Source organism: Streptomyces sp. NPDC046349, assembly GCF_055587885.1.
In genome coordinates this window covers 411,182-428,522 of record NZ_JBVJFK010000004.1, presented here as the reverse complement: position 1 = coordinate 428,522, position 17,341 = coordinate 411,182, and the positions used below count along the sequence as shown (strand labels likewise).

At 70.0% G+C, this 17,341-nt stretch carries 12 protein-coding genes and 2 tRNA genes; 12 read left to right on the top strand and 2 right to left on the bottom strand.

Annotated elements, in window-relative coordinates; translation table 11 throughout:
* The first annotated feature begins 98 nt into the window (after nucleotides 1-98).
* From dnaA to ACZ6JS_RS11930, 11 genes are all read left to right on the top strand, one after another.
* On the top strand, nucleotides 99-2,147 hold the full coding sequence (gene dnaA / locus ACZ6JS_RS11980) for a chromosomal replication initiator protein DnaA (RefSeq protein WP_469297506.1): 2,049 nt from the start codon (nucleotides 99-101) through the stop codon (nucleotides 2,145-2,147).
* Nucleotides 2,148-3,022: 875 nt separating this feature from the next.
* Nucleotides 3,023-4,153 (top strand): DNA polymerase III subunit beta, encoded by a 1,131-nt coding sequence (dnaN, locus tag ACZ6JS_RS11975; protein WP_469297505.1) that lies wholly within the window; start codon nucleotides 3,023-3,025, stop codon nucleotides 4,151-4,153.
* A gap of 243 nt (nucleotides 4,154-4,396) precedes the next feature.
* On the top strand, nucleotides 4,397-5,272 hold the full coding sequence (gnd, locus tag ACZ6JS_RS11970) for a phosphogluconate dehydrogenase (NAD(+)-dependent, decarboxylating) (protein ID WP_469297504.1): 876 nt from the start codon (nucleotides 4,397-4,399) through the stop codon (nucleotides 5,270-5,272).
* A gap of 70 nt (nucleotides 5,273-5,342) precedes the next feature.
* Nucleotides 5,343-6,479, top strand: coding sequence for a DNA replication/repair protein RecF (gene recF, locus ACZ6JS_RS11965; protein WP_469297503.1), 1,137 nt, complete (start codon nucleotides 5,343-5,345; stop codon nucleotides 6,477-6,479).
* Nucleotides 6,476-7,012 carry a DciA family protein gene (locus ACZ6JS_RS11960; protein WP_469297502.1) on the top strand — a complete coding sequence of 179 codons (537 nt, stop codon included), beginning with the start codon at nucleotides 6,476-6,478 and terminating at the stop codon, nucleotides 7,010-7,012. The genes recF and ACZ6JS_RS11960 overlap by 4 nt, the downstream gene beginning before the upstream one ends.
* A 305-nt stretch (nucleotides 7,013-7,317) precedes the next feature.
* Entirely contained in the window at nucleotides 7,318-9,339 is a 2,022-nt protein-coding gene (gene gyrB / locus ACZ6JS_RS11955) for a DNA topoisomerase (ATP-hydrolyzing) subunit B (protein ID WP_469297667.1), read from the top strand.
* 45 nt (nucleotides 9,340-9,384) lie between these two features.
* Nucleotides 9,385-11,991, top strand: a complete 2,607-nt coding sequence (gene gyrA, locus ACZ6JS_RS11950; RefSeq protein ID WP_469297501.1) for a DNA gyrase subunit A — start codon at nucleotides 9,385-9,387, stop codon at nucleotides 11,989-11,991.
* Nucleotides 11,992-12,078: 87 nt separating this feature from the next.
* Nucleotides 12,079-12,639: a DUF3566 domain-containing protein gene (locus ACZ6JS_RS11945; RefSeq protein WP_469297500.1), complete on the top strand. Its 561-nt coding sequence runs from the start codon at nucleotides 12,079-12,081 to the stop codon at nucleotides 12,637-12,639.
* A 117-nt stretch (nucleotides 12,640-12,756) separates the two neighbouring features.
* Nucleotides 12,757-12,830, top strand: a tRNA-Ile gene (locus tag ACZ6JS_RS11940).
* Between the two features lie 145 nt (nucleotides 12,831-12,975).
* A complete protein-coding gene (locus tag ACZ6JS_RS11935) occupies nucleotides 12,976-13,110 on the top strand; it encodes a DLW-39 family protein (RefSeq protein ID WP_208809277.1) in 135 nt (44 codons plus the stop codon).
* Nucleotides 13,111-13,232: 122 nt separating this feature from the next.
* A complete protein-coding gene (locus ACZ6JS_RS11930; RefSeq protein WP_469297499.1) occupies nucleotides 13,233-14,543 on the top strand; it encodes a hypothetical protein in 1,311 nt (436 codons plus the stop codon).
* On the opposite strand, the gene ACZ6JS_RS11925 is transcribed toward ACZ6JS_RS11930, so the two are convergent.
* Nucleotides 14,530-15,837, bottom strand: coding sequence for a serine/threonine-protein kinase (locus ACZ6JS_RS11925; RefSeq protein WP_469297498.1), 1,308 nt, complete (start codon nucleotides 15,835-15,837; stop codon nucleotides 14,530-14,532). The genes ACZ6JS_RS11930 and ACZ6JS_RS11925 overlap by 14 nt on opposite strands.
* Nucleotides 15,838-15,881: 44 nt before the next feature.
* Nucleotides 15,882-16,430 carry a helix-turn-helix domain-containing protein gene (locus ACZ6JS_RS11920; protein ID WP_031156000.1) on the bottom strand — a complete coding sequence of 183 codons (549 nt, stop codon included), beginning with the start codon at nucleotides 16,428-16,430 and terminating at the stop codon, nucleotides 15,882-15,884.
* Between the two features lie 162 nt (nucleotides 16,431-16,592).
* Between ACZ6JS_RS11920 and ACZ6JS_RS11915 the strand changes: the two genes are divergently transcribed.
* Nucleotides 16,593-16,665 (top strand) — tRNA-Ala (locus ACZ6JS_RS11915).
* Nucleotides 16,666-17,341: the final 676 nt, after the last annotated feature.

The window sequence follows — 17,341 nt, the reverse complement described above, 5'->3', positions numbered from 1 at the left end:
GGGGGCTCCAGAGAATGAATCGTTGTGGCGGGACATCGCCTGGCTGTCACCGTGCGCCCACGAGGAAACTCGCGTGTTCGCCCGAGTGGCACCGCTAAATGATCACTATCAGTGACCTTCGCCCATCGGTAGGCAGGCGGCAGCAGCCATCGACAACTCGACCTCGTTACGGTACGCGCGGCTACGCCATCCGGTCAAACCGAGCCTGCCCTGCCGCACACTGTGCACAGGCTGTGGACAACGACTTGAACCGCAGCCTCCGGCCTGACTACCGTTGTCCGACCCCGGATTTTTTGTCCCGACCGTCCCAAAGAACCACACATTCGTGGGACCCCTGTGAGAGAGCGTGCTCTGTGGCTGACGTACCTGCCGATCTTGCCGCAGTGTGGCCAAGGGTGCTCGAGAAGCTCCTCGGGGAGGGACAGCCGGGCATCGAGCCCAAGGACAAGCAGTGGGTCGAGCGGTGCCAGCCCCTGGCACTCGTCGCCGACACCGCCCTGCTCGCCGTCCCCAACGAGTGGGGCAAGCGCGTCCTCGAAGGCCGCCTCGCCCCGCTGATCAGCGATGCGCTCAGCCGGGAGTGCGGCCGCCCCATCCGGATCGCCATCACGGTGGACGACTCCGCCGGCGAGCCGTCCCCCTCCGCCCCTCCCGTCCAGCAGCCCGGCGGCTACGAGCCGTACGGCGGCCAGCGCTCGGGCGGCGGTCCCTCCGACGATCAGCTCCCCACGGCCCGCCCGGCCTATCCGGACTACCAGCAGCCACGCTCCGAGCCCGGCGCATGGCCCCGCGGGCAGCAGGACGACTACGGCTGGCAGCAGCCGCGCCTGGGCGGCTTCCCCGAGCGCGACCCCTACGCCTCTCCGCAGCCGGGCTACCTCCAGCAGGCCGAGCCCTCGGGCTACGACCAGCAGCAGTACGACCAGTCCTCCTATGACAAGGGCTCCTACGACCAGCAGCAGTACGAGCAGTCCCCGTACGAGCAGCAGCCGTCGCACCAGCCCCATCAGTACGAGCAGACGTCCTACGAGCAGCCCGCGCCGCGCCAGGCTCCCGGCCGGCCCGCCCCGCCGCCGGCCCCGTCCGGCGGCTCCAGCTCCGGTCCCCTGGAGCCCACCGCCCGGCTGAACCCCAAATACCTCTTCGACACGTTCGTCATCGGCGCGTCCAACCGCTTCGCGCACGCAGCCGCCGTGGCCGTCGCCGAGGCGCCGGCGAAGGCCTACAACCCCCTTTTCATCTATGGGGAGTCGGGGCTGGGCAAGACGCACCTGCTGCACGCCATCGGGCACTACGCACGCAGCCTCTACCCCGGCACCCGCGTCCGGTACGTGAGCTCAGAGGAGTTCACCAACGAGTTCATCAACTCGATCCGCGACGGCAAGGGCGACGCGTTCCGCAAGCGGTACCGCGAGATGGACATCCTGCTCGTCGACGACATCCAGTTCCTCGCGAGCAAGGAATCGACTCAGGAGGAGTTCTTCCACACCTTCAACACGCTCCACAACGCCAACAAGCAGATCGTCCTCTCCTCCGACCGGCCGCCCAAGCAGCTCGTCACCCTCGAGGACCGGCTCCGCAACCGCTTCGAGTGGGGCCTGATCACGGACGTCCAGCCGCCCGAGCTGGAGACCCGTATCGCGATCCTGCGCAAGAAGGCGGTGCAGGAGCAGCTCAACGCCCCGCCGGAGGTACTGGAGTTCATCGCCTCCCGCATCTCTCGCAACATCCGCGAGCTGGAGGGAGCGCTGATCCGGGTCACGGCCTTCGCGAGCCTCAACCGGCAGCCGGTCGACCTGGGCCTCACCGAGGACGTCCTCAAGAACCTGATCCCGGGCGGCGAGGACAGCGCACCGGAGATCACGGCCAGCGACATCATGGCGGCCACCGCGGACTACTTCGGCCTGACCGTGGACGACCTGTGCGGCTCCTCGCGCAGCCGGGTCCTGGTCACCGCCCGGCAGATCGCCATGTACCTCTGCCGGGAGCTCACCGACCTGTCGCTGCCCAAGATCGGGGCCCAGTTCGGCGGCCGCGACCACACCACGGTCATGCACGCGGACCGCAAGATCCGCGCTCTGATGGCCGAGCGGCGCTCCATCTACAACCAGGTCACGGAGCTCACCAACCGCATCAAGAACGCCTGAGCGCGGGCAACCGGTCGGCTGGACCGGTGCGGCTCCAGGCCCCTCAAACGCATCCAGAGGGCGCTCCCGGTCCACAACGGGGGCGCCCTTCTTCGTGCGTGCGCCCCTGACCTGTTCGAATACGCCCCCTGAGGGGCAACTCATCCACAGATTCGGCGACTTTCTCCCGTCCACACCCTGGGGACTGCCCGCGTCGCCCACAATTTGTCCACAGGGGTGGCTGTTGAGGATCCATCAGGCCTGGTCAGAACCCTGTGGATTTGTGCGCAAACGTCATCCACAGCCTGTGGACAAAAATCTCGTCCACAGGCCTGTCCACGTCGTTGTCCACCGCCACCCCACAGGTTCCCCCATGCTGTGCACAGGTTCTGCGGACTTCTCCACACCCTTGTCCACTGTTCGGCAACCCGCCACCCCTTCTCACCGCCCGGAGTGAAAGCCGTCACACGGATGTAGACGTTTGGGTTGTGGAGTACCGGGGGAAAGCTGGGGACACACCTGTGGAGTAATCGGGGCCACCTGGGGACAGCCTGTGCAGAACTTTTCGTTCTCCACAGGGACACCGTGTTGTCCACCGGTGCCGCCCACAGGGCCGGTGGATAAAAAACGCACTCTGACCTGCGACGACGGGCTTATCCACCGTTTCCACAGGCCCTACTACTACCCCCATAGAGAGTTAGCCCGGTTTCGGTTTTCAAGCAGGTCCTGTGCACAACTCGTCGGTCGCCCGCCCCGGCGCCTCGCTCCCGACTTGACCGCCGGCCGCACCGAGTGTCGGCGCCGTACGTCAGACTGGTCCCCGGCATCGGTCGAGGCATCGACGAGCCGACGACGAAGGCCGGCAGACGAGCGAGCAACAGCAGGAGGCGGTTCCGGTGAAGATCCGGGTGGAGCGCGACGTACTCGCGGAGGCGGTGGCCTGGGCGGCCCGCAGCCTCCCGGCCCGGCCGCCGGTGCCCGTTCTCGCGGGCCTGCTGCTCAAGGCCGAGGACGGCACCCTGAGCCTCTCCGGCTTCGACTACGAGGTCTCGGCCCGCGTCTCCGTCGAGGCTGACGTCGAGGAGGACGGCACCGTCCTGGTCTCCGGCCGACTGCTCGCCGACATCTGCCGCGCCCTCCCCAACCGGCCGGTGGAGATTTCCACAGACGGTGTACGGGCGACCGTGGTCTGCGGCTCCTCGCGATTCACACTCCACACCCTTCCTGTGGAGGAGTACCCGGCGCTGCCGCAGATGCCGACCGCGACCGGCACCGTGTCCGGCGAGGTCTTCGCCGCCGCCGCCAAGCAGGTCGCCACGGCCGCGGGCCGCGACGACACGCTGCCCGTGCTGACCGGTGTCCGCATCGAGATCGAGGGCGACCGCGTCACGCTGGCCTCCACCGACCGCTACCGCTTCGCGGTCCGCGAATTCCTGTGGAAGCCGGAGAACCCGGAGGCCTCGGCCGTGGCCCTGGTGCCCGCCAAGACGCTCCAGGAGATCGCCAACTCTCTGACCAGCGGCGACACCGTGACCCTGGCGCTGTCCGGCTCCGGTGCCGGCGAGGGCCTGATCGGTTTCGAGGGCGCCGGCCGCCGCACCACCACCCGGCTCCTCGAGGGCGACCTGCCCAAGTACCGGACGCTCTTCCCGACCGAGTTCAACTCCGTCGCCGTGATCGAGACCGCCCCGTTCGTCGAGGCCGTCAAGCGCGTGGCCCTGGTGGCCGAGCGCAACACCCCGGTCCGCCTCAGCTTCGAGCAGGGTGTGCTGATCCTGGAGGCCGGCTCCTCCGACGACGCACAGGCTGTGGAAAGGGTCGACGCCCAGCTGGAGGGCGACGACATCTCCATCGCCTTCAACCCGACCTTCCTGCTGGACGGCCTCAGCGCGATCGCCTCGCCGGTGGCCCAGCTCAGCTTCACCACGTCGACCAAGCCCGCGCTGCTCAGCGGCCGCCCGGCGGTCGACGCGGAGGCCGACGAGGCCTACAAGTACCTGATCATGCCGGTACGCCTGTCCGGCTGACGCTCCACCTGTCGACGTCGGGCCCGGTCTCGCACGCTGCTGCGGGACCGGGCCCGACGTCGTCCACAGGCTGGGGAGGGCGCCGGGAACCCGGCAAGCCGCCCGGCCGCCATGGAGCGCCCGCGGGGCCCGTCGCCACGGCCCGGCGTAGGCTCGGATCCGGTGGGCGACCCCCCGCGCGTCCGCGAGGACACGGCCGGGGCTGCCCCGCAAAGACGGCCACAACGCTTAAGGAACCACCTGATGGAGCTTGGTCTCGTCGGTCTCGGCAAGATGGGCGGCAACATGCGCGAGCGCATCCGCCGCGCAGGCCACACCGTCATCGGATACGACCGCAACCCGGACCTCGCGGACGTCCACAGCCTCCGGGAACTTGTGGACAGCCTGCAGGCCCCCCGCGTCGTGTGGGTCATGGTCCCCGCCGGCGCGGCGACCCAGTCCACCATCGACGAGCTGGGCGAGCTGCTCTCGATCGGCGACGTGGTCGTCGACGGCGGAAACTCCCGCTGGACGGACGACGAGAAGCACGCCGAGGAGCTGGCCGCCAAGGGCATCGGCTTCGTCGACTGCGGTGTCTCCGGCGGCGTGTGGGGCCTGGAGAACGGCTACGCGCTGATGTACGGCGGTGCCAAGGACCATGTCGCACGCGTCCAGCCGGTCTTCGACGCCCTCAAGCCCGAGGGCGAGTTCGGCGCCGTGCACGCCGGCAAGGTCGGCGCGGGCCACTTCGCGAAGATGGTCCACAACGGCATCGAGTACGCCATGATGCAGGCCTACGCGGAGGGCTGGGAGCTCCTGGAGAAGGTGGACTCGGTCACCGACGTCCGCGAGGTCTTCCGCTCCTGGCAGGAAGGCACCGTCATCCGTTCCTGGCTGCTGGACCTGGCCGTGAACGCCCTCGACGAGGACGAGCACCTGGAGCGGCTGAAGGGCTTCGCGCAGGACTCCGGCGAGGGTCGCTGGACGGTGGAGGCGGCGATCGACAACGCCGTGCCGCTGCCCGCGATCACCGCCTCGCTGTTCGCGCGGTTCGCCTCCCGCCAGGAGGACTCCCCGCAGATGAAGATGATCGCCGCCCTGCGCAACCAGTTCGGCGGCCACGCGGTCGAAAAGGCCTGAGCGCCCGCAGCGGGCAGCAGCACAAGCACCACGAAAGAGCAGTTGGGAAGCCGGGGGAGGTCGGCGCCGTATGCATGTCTCGCATCTCTCACTGGCCGACTTCCGCTCGTACGCCCGGGCCGAGGTTCCCCTCGACCCGGGCGTCACCGCTTTCGTGGGCCCCAACGGCCAGGGCAAGACCAACCTCGTCGAGGCGGTCGGCTACCTCGCGACCCTGGGCAGCCACCGGGTCTCCTCGGACGCTCCGCTCGTACGGATGGGCGCGGACCGGGCGGTCGTCCGCGCGGCCGTCACCCAGGGCGAGCGCCAGCAGCTGGTCGAGCTGGAGCTGAATCCCGGCCGCGCCAACCGTGCCCGGATCAACCGGTCCTCGCAGGTCAGGCCGCGGGACGTGCTGGGGATCGTACGGACGGTGCTGTTCGCGCCGGAGGACCTGGCCCTGGTCAAGGGCGACCCGGGCGAGCGGCGCAGGTTCCTGGACGAGCTGGTCACCGCACGCTCGCCGCGGATGGCCGGGGTCCGCTCCGACTACGAGCGCGTCCTCAAGCAGCGCAACACGCTGCTGAAGTCCGCGGCGATGGCCCGTCGGCACGGCGGGCGCTCGATGGACCTGTCCACGCTCGACGTGTGGGACCAGCACCTGGCGCGCGCGGGCGCCGAGCTGCTGGCGCAGCGCCTGGACCTGATCGCGACGCTGCTGCCGCTGGCGGACAAGGCCTACGAGCAGCTCGCGCCCGGCGGCGGCCCGCTGGGGCTGGCGTACAGGTGCTCGGCCGGGGAGCCGGTGGACAGCGGCGGGGCCCGCACCCGCGAGGCGCTCTACGAGGTGCTGCTGGCCGCGCTCGGCGAGGTGCGCAAGCAGGAGATCGAGCGCGGGGTGACGCTGGTCGGCCCGCACCGCGACGACGTGCTCCTGCGGCTGGGGGAGCTCCCCGCCAAGGGGTACGCCAGCCACGGCGAGTCCTGGTCCTACGCGCTGGCGCTGCGGCTGGCCTCCTACGAGCTGCTGCGCTCGGAAGGCAGCGAGCCGGTGCTGATCCTGGACGACGTCTTCGCGGAACTGGACGCGCGGCGCCGGGAGCGGCTGGCGGAGCTGGTGGCGCCGGGCGAGCAGGTCCTCGTGACCGCGGCCGTGGACGACGACGTTCCCGGCGTGCTGGCGGGAGCGCGGTTCGGGGTGTCCGGCGGTGAGGTGACCCGGTTGTGAACGAGCAGGGCAAGGATCCGCAGCAGGGGCGCAGGGTCCCGGAGGCCTCCGGGGTGGACCTGGCCCGCCAGGCCCTCGCTGCTGCGCGCGAGCAGGCGCGGGCCCGTGGCAACGCGGCGGGCGGCAGGAAGCGCCAGCAGCAGCCGGGGCTGCGGTCGGGCGCCCGCGCGGACGGCCGGGACCCGATGCCGCTCATGGCGGCGCTGGACCGGCTGCGCACCGAGCGCGGCTGGGAGATGCCGATGGCGGTGGCGGGCGTGATGGAGCGCTGGCCGCAGATCGTCGGCCCCGAGATCGCTGCGCACTGTGAACCGCAGCGGTACGAGAACCGTGAGCTGGTCGTGAGATGCGACTCCTCGGCGTGGGCGGCGCAGCTGAAGCTGCTGGCCCCGCAGCTGGTGGCGCGGCTGAACGCGGATCTGGGGCAGGGCACGGTCCGCCTGATCAAGGTGCAGGGACCGGGCGGCCGCCCGAAGGGGTACGGGCCGTGGAGGGCTCCCGGGAGCACCGGACCCGGCGATACCTACGGGTGAGTAGCACCCGCGGACCCCTGTCGTGCACGCGTCGGCGGGTGGCGTCCCTCACGGTAGCCGGAGGTTGACAGCCCGAAGCGCTGGGTGCCCGTGTGAGCCTCTTTGAGCCCCTCCCCGGATGTGGGGAGTCGGAGAGAGGAGGTTCAGGGCGGCACATGCGGACTCAGGTACCGGCAAACCCCCATTCATGTCCGTGGTACCGGTAGACTGGAGCAAATCCCGCCCGTTCGCGGGATCACGCAGACAACGCAGATCGACGCGGCCGCTCCCGCCGGCGCACTTGCTGGTCCGGAGTACGGGCTGCGCTGTGCCAGAAAGGGCGCTTCGTGGCCGATTCCGGCGACTCCAACGAGAAGAATTACGACGCCAGTGCGATCCAGGTCCTCGAGGGCCTGGACGCGGTCCGCAAGCGGCCGGGTATGTACATCGGCTCGACGGGTGAGCGTGGTCTGCACCACCTCGTCTACGAGGTCGTCGACAACTCGGTCGACGAGGCGCTGGCCGGGCACGCGGACACCATCGACGTGACGATCCTCGCCGACGGTGGGGTGCGCGTGGTCGACAACGGTCGCGGTATCCCGGTCGGCATCGTCCCGTCCGAGGGCAAGCCGGCCGTCGAGGTCGTCCTGACGGTCCTGCACGCGGGCGGCAAGTTCGGTGGCGGCGGCTACGCCGTATCCGGCGGTCTGCACGGCGTCGGCGTGTCCGTCGTGAACGCCCTGTCGACCAAGGTCGCGGTCGAGGTCAAGACGGACGGCCACCGCTGGACCCAGGACTACAAGCTGGGCGTGCCGACGGCTCCGCTGGCCAAGAACGAGGAGACCGCCGACACCGGCACCTCGGTCACCTTCTGGGCCGACGGCGACATCTTCGAGACGACCGAGTACTCCTTCGAGACGCTGTCGCGGCGCTTCCAGGAGATGGCCTTCCTCAACAAGGGCCTCACCCTGACGCTGACCGACGAGCGCGAGTCGGCGAAGGCGACCGTCGGCGCGGACGACCCGGACGCGGACACGGCGGAGCCCACGGCGCGCACGGTGAAGTACTACTACGAGGGCGGCATCGTCGACTTCGTGAAGTACCTCAACTCGCGCAAGGGCGAGCTGATCCACCCGACCGTCATCGACGTCGAGGCCGAGGACAAGGAGCGCATGCTCTCGGTCGAGATCGCCATGCAGTGGAACTCGCAGTACACCGAGGGTGTCTACTCCTTCGCGAACACGATCCACACGCACGAGGGCGGCACGCACGAGGAGGGCTTCCGCGCGGCGCTGACCGGTCTCGTCAACCGCTACGCGCGTGACAAGAAGCTGCTTCGCGAGAAGGACGACAACCTCGCCGGCGAGGACATCCGCGAAGGCCTGACGGCGATCATCTCGGTCAAGCTGGGCGAGCCCCAGTTCGAGGGCCAGACCAAGACCAAGCTGGGCAACACCGAGGCCAAGACCTTTGTGCAGAAGGTCGTCCACGAGCACCTGAACGACTGGTTCGACCGCAATCCGGTCGAGGCCGCGGACATCGTCCGCAAGGCCATCCAGGCGGCCACGGCTCGCGTCGCGGCCCGCAAGGCCCGCGACCTGACGCGCCGCAAGGGCCTGCTGGAGAGCGCCTCGCTGCCGGGCAAGCTGTCCGACTGCCAGTCGAACGACCCGACCAAGTGCGAGATCTTCATCGTCGAGGGTGACTCCGCCGGCGGCTCGGCCAAGTCCGGCCGCAACCCGATGTACCAGGCCATCCTGCCCATCCGCGGCAAGATCCTGAACGTCGAGAAGGCGCGCATCGACAAGATCCTCCAGAACACCGAGGTCCAGGCGCTGATCAGCGCCTTCGGCACCGGTGTGCACGAGGACTTCGACATCGAGAAGCTCCGCTATCACAAGATCATCCTGATGGCGGACGCCGACGTCGACGGCCAGCACATCAACACCCTGCTGCTGACCTTCCTCTTCCGCTTCATGCGGCCGCTGGTCGAGGCCGGCCACGTGTACCTGTCGCGTCCGCCGCTCTACAAGATCAAGTGGGGCCGCGACGACTTCGAGTACGCGTACTCCGACCGCGAGCGCGACGCCCTCGTGGAGCTGGGCAAGCAGAACGGCAAGCGGATCAGGGAAGACTCGATCCAGCGCTTCAAGGGTCTGGGCGAGATGAACGCCGAGGAGCTGCGCGTCACCACGATGGACGTGGACCACCGCGTGCTCGGCCAGGTCACCCTCGACGACGCGGCGCAGGCCGACGACCTGTTCTCGGTGCTCATGGGTGAGGACGTCGAGGCCCGGCGCTCGTTCATCCAGCGCAACGCCAAGGACGTCCGCTTCCTCGACATCTGAGTCGGCCCGACGCTGACCGCCGCCTGAAAGGATTTCTGACCAGCAATGGCCGACGAAACCACCCCCACCGCAGAGAACCCCGCGGACGAGGAGCCGCAGCTTCGCATCGAGCCCGTCGGGCTCGAGACAGAGATGCAGCGCTCCTACCTCGACTACGCGATGTCCGTCATCGTCTCGCGTGCGCTGCCCGACGTTCGGGACGGCCTCAAGCCCGTCCACCGTCGTGTGCTCTACGCGATGTACGACGGCGGCTACCGGCCCGAGAAGGGCTTCTACAAGTGCGCCCGCGTCGTCGGCGACGTCATGGGCACCTACCACCCGCACGGTGACAGCTCCATCTACGACGCCCTGGTCCGTCTGGCCCAGCCGTGGTCGATGCGCATGCCGCTGGTGGACTCCAACGGCAACTTCGGCTCCCCAGGCAACGACCCGGCGGCCGCCATGCGCTACACCGAGTGCAAGCTGATGCCGCTGGCCATGGAGATGCTCCGGGACATCGACGAGGAGACCGTCGACTTCCAGGACAACTACGACGGCCGCAACCAGGAGCCGACGGTCCTCCCGGCGCGCTTCCCGAACCTGCTGGTCAACGGCAGCGCCGGCATCGCGGTGGGCATGGCCACCAACATCCCGCCGCACAACCTGCGCGAGGTCGCGGCCGGTGCCCAGTGGGCGCTGGAGCACCCGCAGGCCACGCACGAGGAGCTCCAGGACGCGCTCCTCGAGCGCATCAAGGGCCCGGACTTCCCGACCGGCGCCCTCGTGGTGGGCCGCAAGGGCATCGAGGAGGCGTACCGCACCGGGCGCGGCTCCATCACGATGCGCGCGGTGGTCGAGGTCGAGGAGATCCAGAACCGCCAGTGCCTGGTGGTCACGGAGCTTCCGTACCAGACCAACCCCGACAACCTGGCGCAGAAGATCGCCGACCTCGTCAAGGACGGCAAGATCGGCGGCATCGCGGACGTCCGCGACGAGACCTCCTCGCGGACCGGTCAGCGCCTGGTGATCGTGCTCAAGCGCGACGCCGTCGCCAAGGTCGTGCTGAACAACCTCTACAAGCACACCGACCTGCAGACGAACTTCGGCGCGAACATGCTGGCGCTGGTGGACGGCGTGCCGCGCACCCTGTCGATCGACGCCTTCATCCGCCACTGGGTGACGCACCAGATCGAGGTCATCGTCCGGCGCACGCGCTTCCGCCTGCGCAAGGCGGAGGAGCGCGCCCACATCCTGCGCGGTCTGCTCAAGGCGCTGGACGCGATCGACGAGGTCATCGCGCTGATCCGGCGCAGCAACACGGTCGAGATCGCGCGCGAGGGCCTGATGGGCCTCCTGGAGATCGACGAGATCCAGGCGAACGCGATCCTCGAGATGCAGCTGCGCCGCCTCGCGGCGCTGGAGCGGCAGAAGATCGTCGCCGAGCACGACGAGCTGCAGGCCCGGATCAACGAGTACAACGCGATCCTGGCCTCCGAGGACCGCCAGCGCTCCATCGTGAGCGAGGAACTGGCCGCGCTCGTCGAGAAGTTCGGCGACGACCGGCGTTCCAAGCTGGTGCCCTTCGACGGTGACATGTCCATCGAGGACCTGATCGCCGAAGAGGACATCGTCGTCACCATCACGCACGGCGGTTACGTCAAGCGCACCAAGACCGAGGACTACCGCTCGCAGAAGCGCGGCGGCAAGGGCGTGCGCGGCACGAAGCTGAAGCAGGACGACCTGGTCGACCACTTCTTCGTCTCCACCACGCACCACTGGCTGCTGTTCTTCACCAACAAGGGCCGGGTCTACCGCTCCAAGGCGTACGAGCTGCCGGATGCCGGCCGTGACGCGCGCGGGCAGCACGTGGCGAACCTGCTGGCCTTCCAGCCGGACGAGAAGATCGCGCAGATCCTCGCCATCCGCGACTACGACGCGGCGCCCTACCTGATCCTGGCCACCAAGGGCGGTCTGGTGAAGAAGACGGCGCTCAAGGACTACGACTCGCCCCGTTCGGGTGGCGTCATCGCCATCAACCTGCGCGAGACGGAGGACGGCAGCGACGACGAGCTGATCGGCGCGGAGCTGGTGTCCGCCGCGGACGACCTGCTGCTGATCAGCAAGAAGGCGCAGTCGATCCGTTTCACGGCGACCGACGACGCGCTGCGCCCGATGGGCCGCGCGACCTCCGGCGTGAAGGGCATGAGTTTCCGCGAAGGAGACGAACTGCTCTCCATGAGCGTGGTCCGGCCCGGTACGTTCGTCTTCACCGCGACCGACGGCGGCTACGCCAAGCGGACGGCGGTCGACGAGTACCGCGTCCAGGGCCGTGGCGGTCTGGGCATCAAGGCCGCGAAGATCGTGGAGGACCGCGGGTCGCTCGTCGGGGCGCTCGTGGTGGACGAAACGGACGAGATTCTCGCCATCACGCTCAGCGGTGGTGTGATTCGTACGCGCGTCAATGAAGTCAGGGAGACCGGCCGTGACACCATGGGCGTCCAGCTGATCAACCTGGGCAAGCGCGATGCCGTGGTCGGCATCGCCCGCAACGCCGAGGCCGGTCAGGAAGCTGACGAGGTCGAGGTCGACGAGAACGAGACCGAGGCGGCCGACGCACCGGCCGCCGAGGCCGCCGAGGGCACGCAGCCTTCGGCCGGGGAGCACGAGGAGTAAGTCGTGAGTGGAGCCACGGGCGCCGGACCGGCCAAGACTGGAGCGAACGGTGCCCGTGGCCCCGCCGCGGACTCCCAGGGGGGAACCGTGACGGACACCCGAGGACCGCAGGCGCCGGCCGAGGCCGAGCCCGCTGTCGGCACGGACATGGACAAGCCCGCGCAGCCGTACCAGCCGCCGCAGGCGTACTCGGCGCCCTCGGGCCCCGGTGCCCCGCGCGCGGGCGGTGCGGCCGCCACCCAGCGCAAGCCGCGTACGCAGGTCCGTACGACGCCCAGGACGCGCAAGGCGCGGCTGCGGGTGGCCAAGGCGGACCCGTGGTCGGTGATGAAGGTCAGCTTCCTGCTGTCGATCGCGCTGGGCGTCTGCACGATCGTGGCGGCGGCGGTGCTGTGGATGGTCATGGACGCGATGGGCGTCTTCTCGACCGTCGGCGGCACGATCAGCGAGGCGACCGGCTCGAACGAGAGCAACGGCTTCGACCTCCAGTCCTTCCTCTCGCTGCCGCGCGTACTGATCTTCACGTCGGTGATCGCCGTGATCGACGTCGTGCTGGCGACGGCGCTGGCGACGCTGGGCGCGTTCATCTACAACTTGTCGGCGGGATTCGTCGGCGGCGTCGAGCTCACCCTCGCCGAGGACGAGTAGGCCTTCCGGACAAGCGTCGGTGATGGGTCGGATGACCTGCGCAGACGCCCCCCGGGAACCGATTTTGGCCTGACCGGGTCTGTGCGCTAACCTTCAGGAGTCAGCGCGCAGCGCGGAGGGGCTATAGCTCAGTTGGTTAGAGCGCATCCCTGATAAGGATGAGGCCACAGGTTCAAATCCTGTTAGCCCCACAGTGTCGAAGACCCCCAGGCCGAAGGCCTGGGGGTCTTCTTCGTTGGGCCAGTTGGCGGGCCGCCAGGTCACCGATCGGTATCGGTCGGTGTGTATTGTTGGGCGCCAGAAGTCCCCTACGTCAACGAAAGACGAGGTCGCGCGGTGAAGAAGCTGCTCCTGGTCGCACTGGCCGCCATCGGCGGGCTCCTCGTGTACCGCCAGATCCAGGCGGACCGCGCCGAGCAGGACCTGTGGACGGAGGCAACCGACTCCGTGCCCTCTGGTTCCGGTGTGTGAGACCGAAGGCTGAGTTCATGAAGCCCCGGCTGCCGCTGCGGCCGGGGCTTTGTGCTGTTCTGTGACAAAAAATTACGTTTTGCAAAGATTTGGCTTGCGGTAGCAAACGCGGGGTGGGCGTGATGGGTCGGGTACGGACGACGGTGTGGGCGGCGGCCCTCGGCATGGTGGCGGCCGGCGTGCCGGTCACCGCGTACGCCGAGGTGGGCGCGCCCGGGCCGCTGCCCGCCTACCGCGCCGCCGACGGCGCCAGGAAGGTCGAGGGCAAGCCCTCCACGGCGGACGCCCCGCTCATCGAGGCCGGGCACACCTACGAGGACACCATCGGGCCCGGAGACCGCGTCTACCGGCTCGTCCTGGAGCAGGACGGTTCCAACGCCTACGTCTCCGCCGTGCTCCGCCCCCCGGCGGGCGCCAAGGTCTCCGGCAGCGACGGAGTCGAGGTGGAGATCATGACCACCGCCGGGCGTTCCTGTCCGGCGAGCACGGGCCGGGCGACCTTCGGCTACGACGCGGTGCCCCTCGCCGCCGCCGGGGTCCGCAGGGGGGCCGAGGACGACGACTGCGCGCCGGCCGGCGTGTACTACGCCAAGGTCACCCGGACTTCGGCCAAGGGCTCCGACCAGAGTCCCTGGCCGCTCGAACTCAAGGTCCAGCGCGAACCGGGCCGAGGACCGGGCGCCCCCACCACCGCACCCAGCGGCTGGCCCACGCAAGCCCCGTCCCTGCCCGGCACCGAAGCGGTGGGCCGGGCCGGCGGCACGGGATTCAACGACGCACGGGCCCTGGGCGCCGGCGTGTGGCGCGACGAGATGCGTCCCGGGCAGACCCGCTGGTACCGCGTCCCCCTCGACTGGGGGCAGCGGCTCGGCCTCGGCGCCGAGCTCTCCGCCGCGAAGAAGACCAAGGACTTCACCTCCGCCTCGGGGGGACTGAGCGTCACCCTCTACAACCCGTTCCGGAGCCCGGTTTCGGGCAAGGACGTGTCCTACGACGGCGTACAGGCCGGGGTCGTCCTGGAGAAGACCCCGCCGGTCGACTACGGGAACCGTTTCTCCGGTGACCGTGAGACCCAGCCCGTGAGCGTCGCGGGCTGGTACTACGTCGCCGTGACGATGGGCGCGAAAGTCGCCGACTTCACCGAGGACGCGGTACCCGTCCCGCTGACGCTGCGGTTGGAGGTCACCGGTACGCCGGCCAAGGGGCCCGCGTACAAGGAGGATCCGGCCGCGGGCGGGATCGGGGTCGGGGCTGCGGACCGGACGGCGGCGCGGGAGGGGCTCACGGCCCCGGAGGCCGTCGAGGCGGCCGGGACCCGCTCGCTGATGCGCGTCGTGGCGGGCGCCGGCTTCGGCGCCGGGACGCTGCTGCTGGCGGTGCTGGGCGGCTGGGTCCTGCTCGGCCGGCGGGGGCGCGGCGCTACAGCCGGCTGAGGGCCCAGACGCCGACCGCGAAGCACAGCAGCGCCGCGGCGAGCAGTGAGGCCACCGCCTTCGGCGGGGGCGGGGCGATGCCGCCGCGCTTCCCGACCGGCGCGGCCGGGACCGCTGCGGGTGCTGCCGGGACCGCTGCGGCCGGCGCCCCCGGTGTCCCGGCCACGGCCGGCGGCGGCAGGTGGAAGCTGCCCGTCTCCGAGGGGCCGTACGAGGGCCCGTACGGGGCGGCGTGGACCGCGGAGGCGGCGGCCTGCCGAGGGACCGGGGGCGGGGTGGCGGAGGCGCCGCGGGGGTCGGTGCGCGTGGGCTCCGAGGCCAGGGTGACGGCGGATCCGCCGGGTACGGCAGCGCCCGCCGTGGGCGGCTGCGGGGCGACGGCTGCCGCTGCGGCGGGCGCGGACGCAGCCGTTCCCGTCGGGCCGTCGGGGCCGAATCCGGGCGGGAGCGGACCGAGTTGGTCGACCACCTCCACCGGATCCTCGTCCGGGGCGGGCGGGGGCAGCAGCTCCACGGCCCCGGCAAGGGCCTTGCGCGCCCCCGTGGCGGTCCGGAATCGGTTCTGGGGGTTGGGCTGCAGGAGGTTCGCGACGACGTCCCAGAGCGGGCCGGGGACGCCGTGCGGTGCGTCCGGGGTCCCGTGGGCGAGGAAGTGGTCCACCAGGGCCTGCGAGTCGGGTTTGCAGCCCTGGAGGAGGTACAGCGCGACCAGCCCGACGGCGAAGAGGTCCGCGGCGAAGTCGGGCTCCGCACCCATGAGTTGCTCGGGTGCGAAATAACCAGGCGTGCCGACCACGTAGTCGGTCTCGGTCAGGCGGGGCTCGCCCTTGCGCATGGAGATGCCGAAGTCGGACAGCCGCAGGTGCGGCCGCCCGCTTCCGGTCGCCTCCAGCAGGATGTTGGCCGGCTTGATGTCGCGGTGCACGACACCTTCCGCGTGCACGGCCGCCAGGCCCGACAGGAGCTGGTCGAGCAGGGTGCACACGAAGCGGGGCGGTAGGGGGCCGTAGTCCCCGATCACGTGGCCGAGGGAGCCGCCGCCGACCAGGTCCATGGTGAACAGGACCTTGTCGTCGTCGGCCGCCCAGCTGGCAGGAGCCAGTACGTGCGGGTGGTCGATCCGCAGCGCCTGCTCCCGTACGAACCTCAGGAGCGTGTGCGCGTCGCTCTGCAGGAGTACCTTCGCGGCGACATACCGGCGGCGGCGGTGGTCCCAGGCCCGCCATACGGCACCCGCGCCACCGCGCCCGATCGGATCGATCAGCTCGTACCGGCCGGCGAAGACCTCACCCATCGCTGCGCCCGTCCCCCGTCACCCGTTGTCCGTCCTCGTGCGTGTCAGTTCTGGTGCGCCTCGTAGTGGGCGACCGCGTCCGCGGTGCGGCCCGCCCCGTACACACGGAGGAACTCTGCCAGTTCCGGGTGGCTGGGAGCGAGGCTGTTGGCCGCGTCGATGATGTCGCCGGCCGCGGAGACCGAGCGCAGCAGCGACTGGATCTCGCGGACCACGCGCTTGACGGTGGGGGCGCCGGAACCGGTGGTGGTCTGGCCGCTGCTGCTGAGGACGGATCCGCCCTGGGTCTTCTTGATCTCGTCCATGCGGTCGGCCGCTTCCGCCGCGCTGACACTGCCGTCGGCCACCTGTCCGGCGAGGTCCTGGAGGGCCTGGACGCGCTGGACCACGGCAGGGTTTCCGATCTTGGCGCGCTGGCCGCTCATCAGCTGGGACAGCATGGGCGCCGACAGTCCGAGTACGGCAGCGAGCCGGGCCTGGTTGAGGCCCAGGTCGTCTATGAGCCTGCGGAAGAGCGCTCCCAGCGGCTCTCCGTACCAGCTGCGCTGAAGCTCTCTGGCTCTGGCCGTGGCCTCTTGCTGCACTGCGTCCACTCTTACTACTCCCCTTCGCTGGTGCGAACCTCGCGAGCATCTTACGGAGAGTGGTCGCAAGGCGGGAGTCCCTATCATTTTGCGAGATGAGGGGGTAAACCCGGTACTCTGTTCTGCGGAACGACCACATCCCTCCCACGGGACCGGTGTGTCCAGTTCCATGGGGCCTTAGCTCAGTTGGTAGAGCGCTGCCTTTGCAAGGCAGATGTCAGGAGTTCGAATCTCCTAGGCTCCACAGTGAAGTGCCCTCCGACCTGCGGAAACGTTGTCGGGGGGCCTTTTTCATGTCCTGGCGCGGGGTGCCTGCCCGGTCGTACGTCGGGCGGGGGCCCGGGGGCACCGAAGGTCTGCCCGACCGTCCCTCCCCGAGATGCCCCGCCAGGTCCCGGGCGGGGCCCGCGGTGCAGATCCCTCGACCGGGCCGCCCCCGACCTCCGGCTCCCGCGGCTGCGGCCGGCCGGCTACCGACCGGGCCCGCAACGGAGTTGATCGTCCGGGGCCGCAGTTCCTCCCCCGGTCCACCGGGCGGCGGCGTGGAATGAGGCCCTCACCTCGCGGAGGGGCGGGCGATACCGAAAAGGGCGATACCGAAAAGGGCGACGACCGAGGTGCACCGGTAGAGCCGGCAACACTCCGACGTGTCCGCCGGTTTGACCGCCACGGGCAGGGGGCGGCCCTCGGTGAGCGTGCGTGCCCGGCGGCTGCCGCCGCACCGCTGCCGAGGCCTTTCGTCAGCGGATCCGCAGCGCGGCGGCACATTCGAAGGCGGTGCGGGGGACCCGGTGGGGCGGCAGGCCGCCGGGGACCGAGGCGTCCGGGGCCGCGCTCGGGGGGTTCCGTCGTGTCGCACATGCAGGGCCCGGGCCTTCCCAGTGCGTGCCCGCGGCCGCGTCCCCCGGACGGCCCCGTCG

Bases quoted from the DNA above. Each gene is read 5' to 3' on its own strand.
- dnaA (WP_469297506.1), top strand. From the start codon at position 99: ATGATCACTATCAGTGACCTTCGCCCATCGGTAGGCAGGCGGCAGCAG.
- gnd (WP_469297504.1), top strand. From the start codon at position 4,397: ATGGAGCTTGGTCTCGTCGGTCTCGGCAAGATGGGCGGCAACATGCGC.
- recF (WP_469297503.1), top strand. From the start codon at position 5,343: ATGCATGTCTCGCATCTCTCACTGGCCGACTTCCGCTCGTACGCCCGG.
- gyrA (WP_469297501.1), top strand. From the start codon at position 9,385: ATGGCCGACGAAACCACCCCCACCGCAGAGAACCCCGCGGACGAGGAG.
- ACZ6JS_RS11930 (WP_469297499.1), top strand. From the start codon at position 13,233: ATGGGTCGGGTACGGACGACGGTGTGGGCGGCGGCCCTCGGCATGGTG.
- ACZ6JS_RS11925 (WP_469297498.1), bottom strand. From the start codon at position 15,837: ATGGGTGAGGTCTTCGCCGGCCGGTACGAGCTGATCGATCCGATCGGG.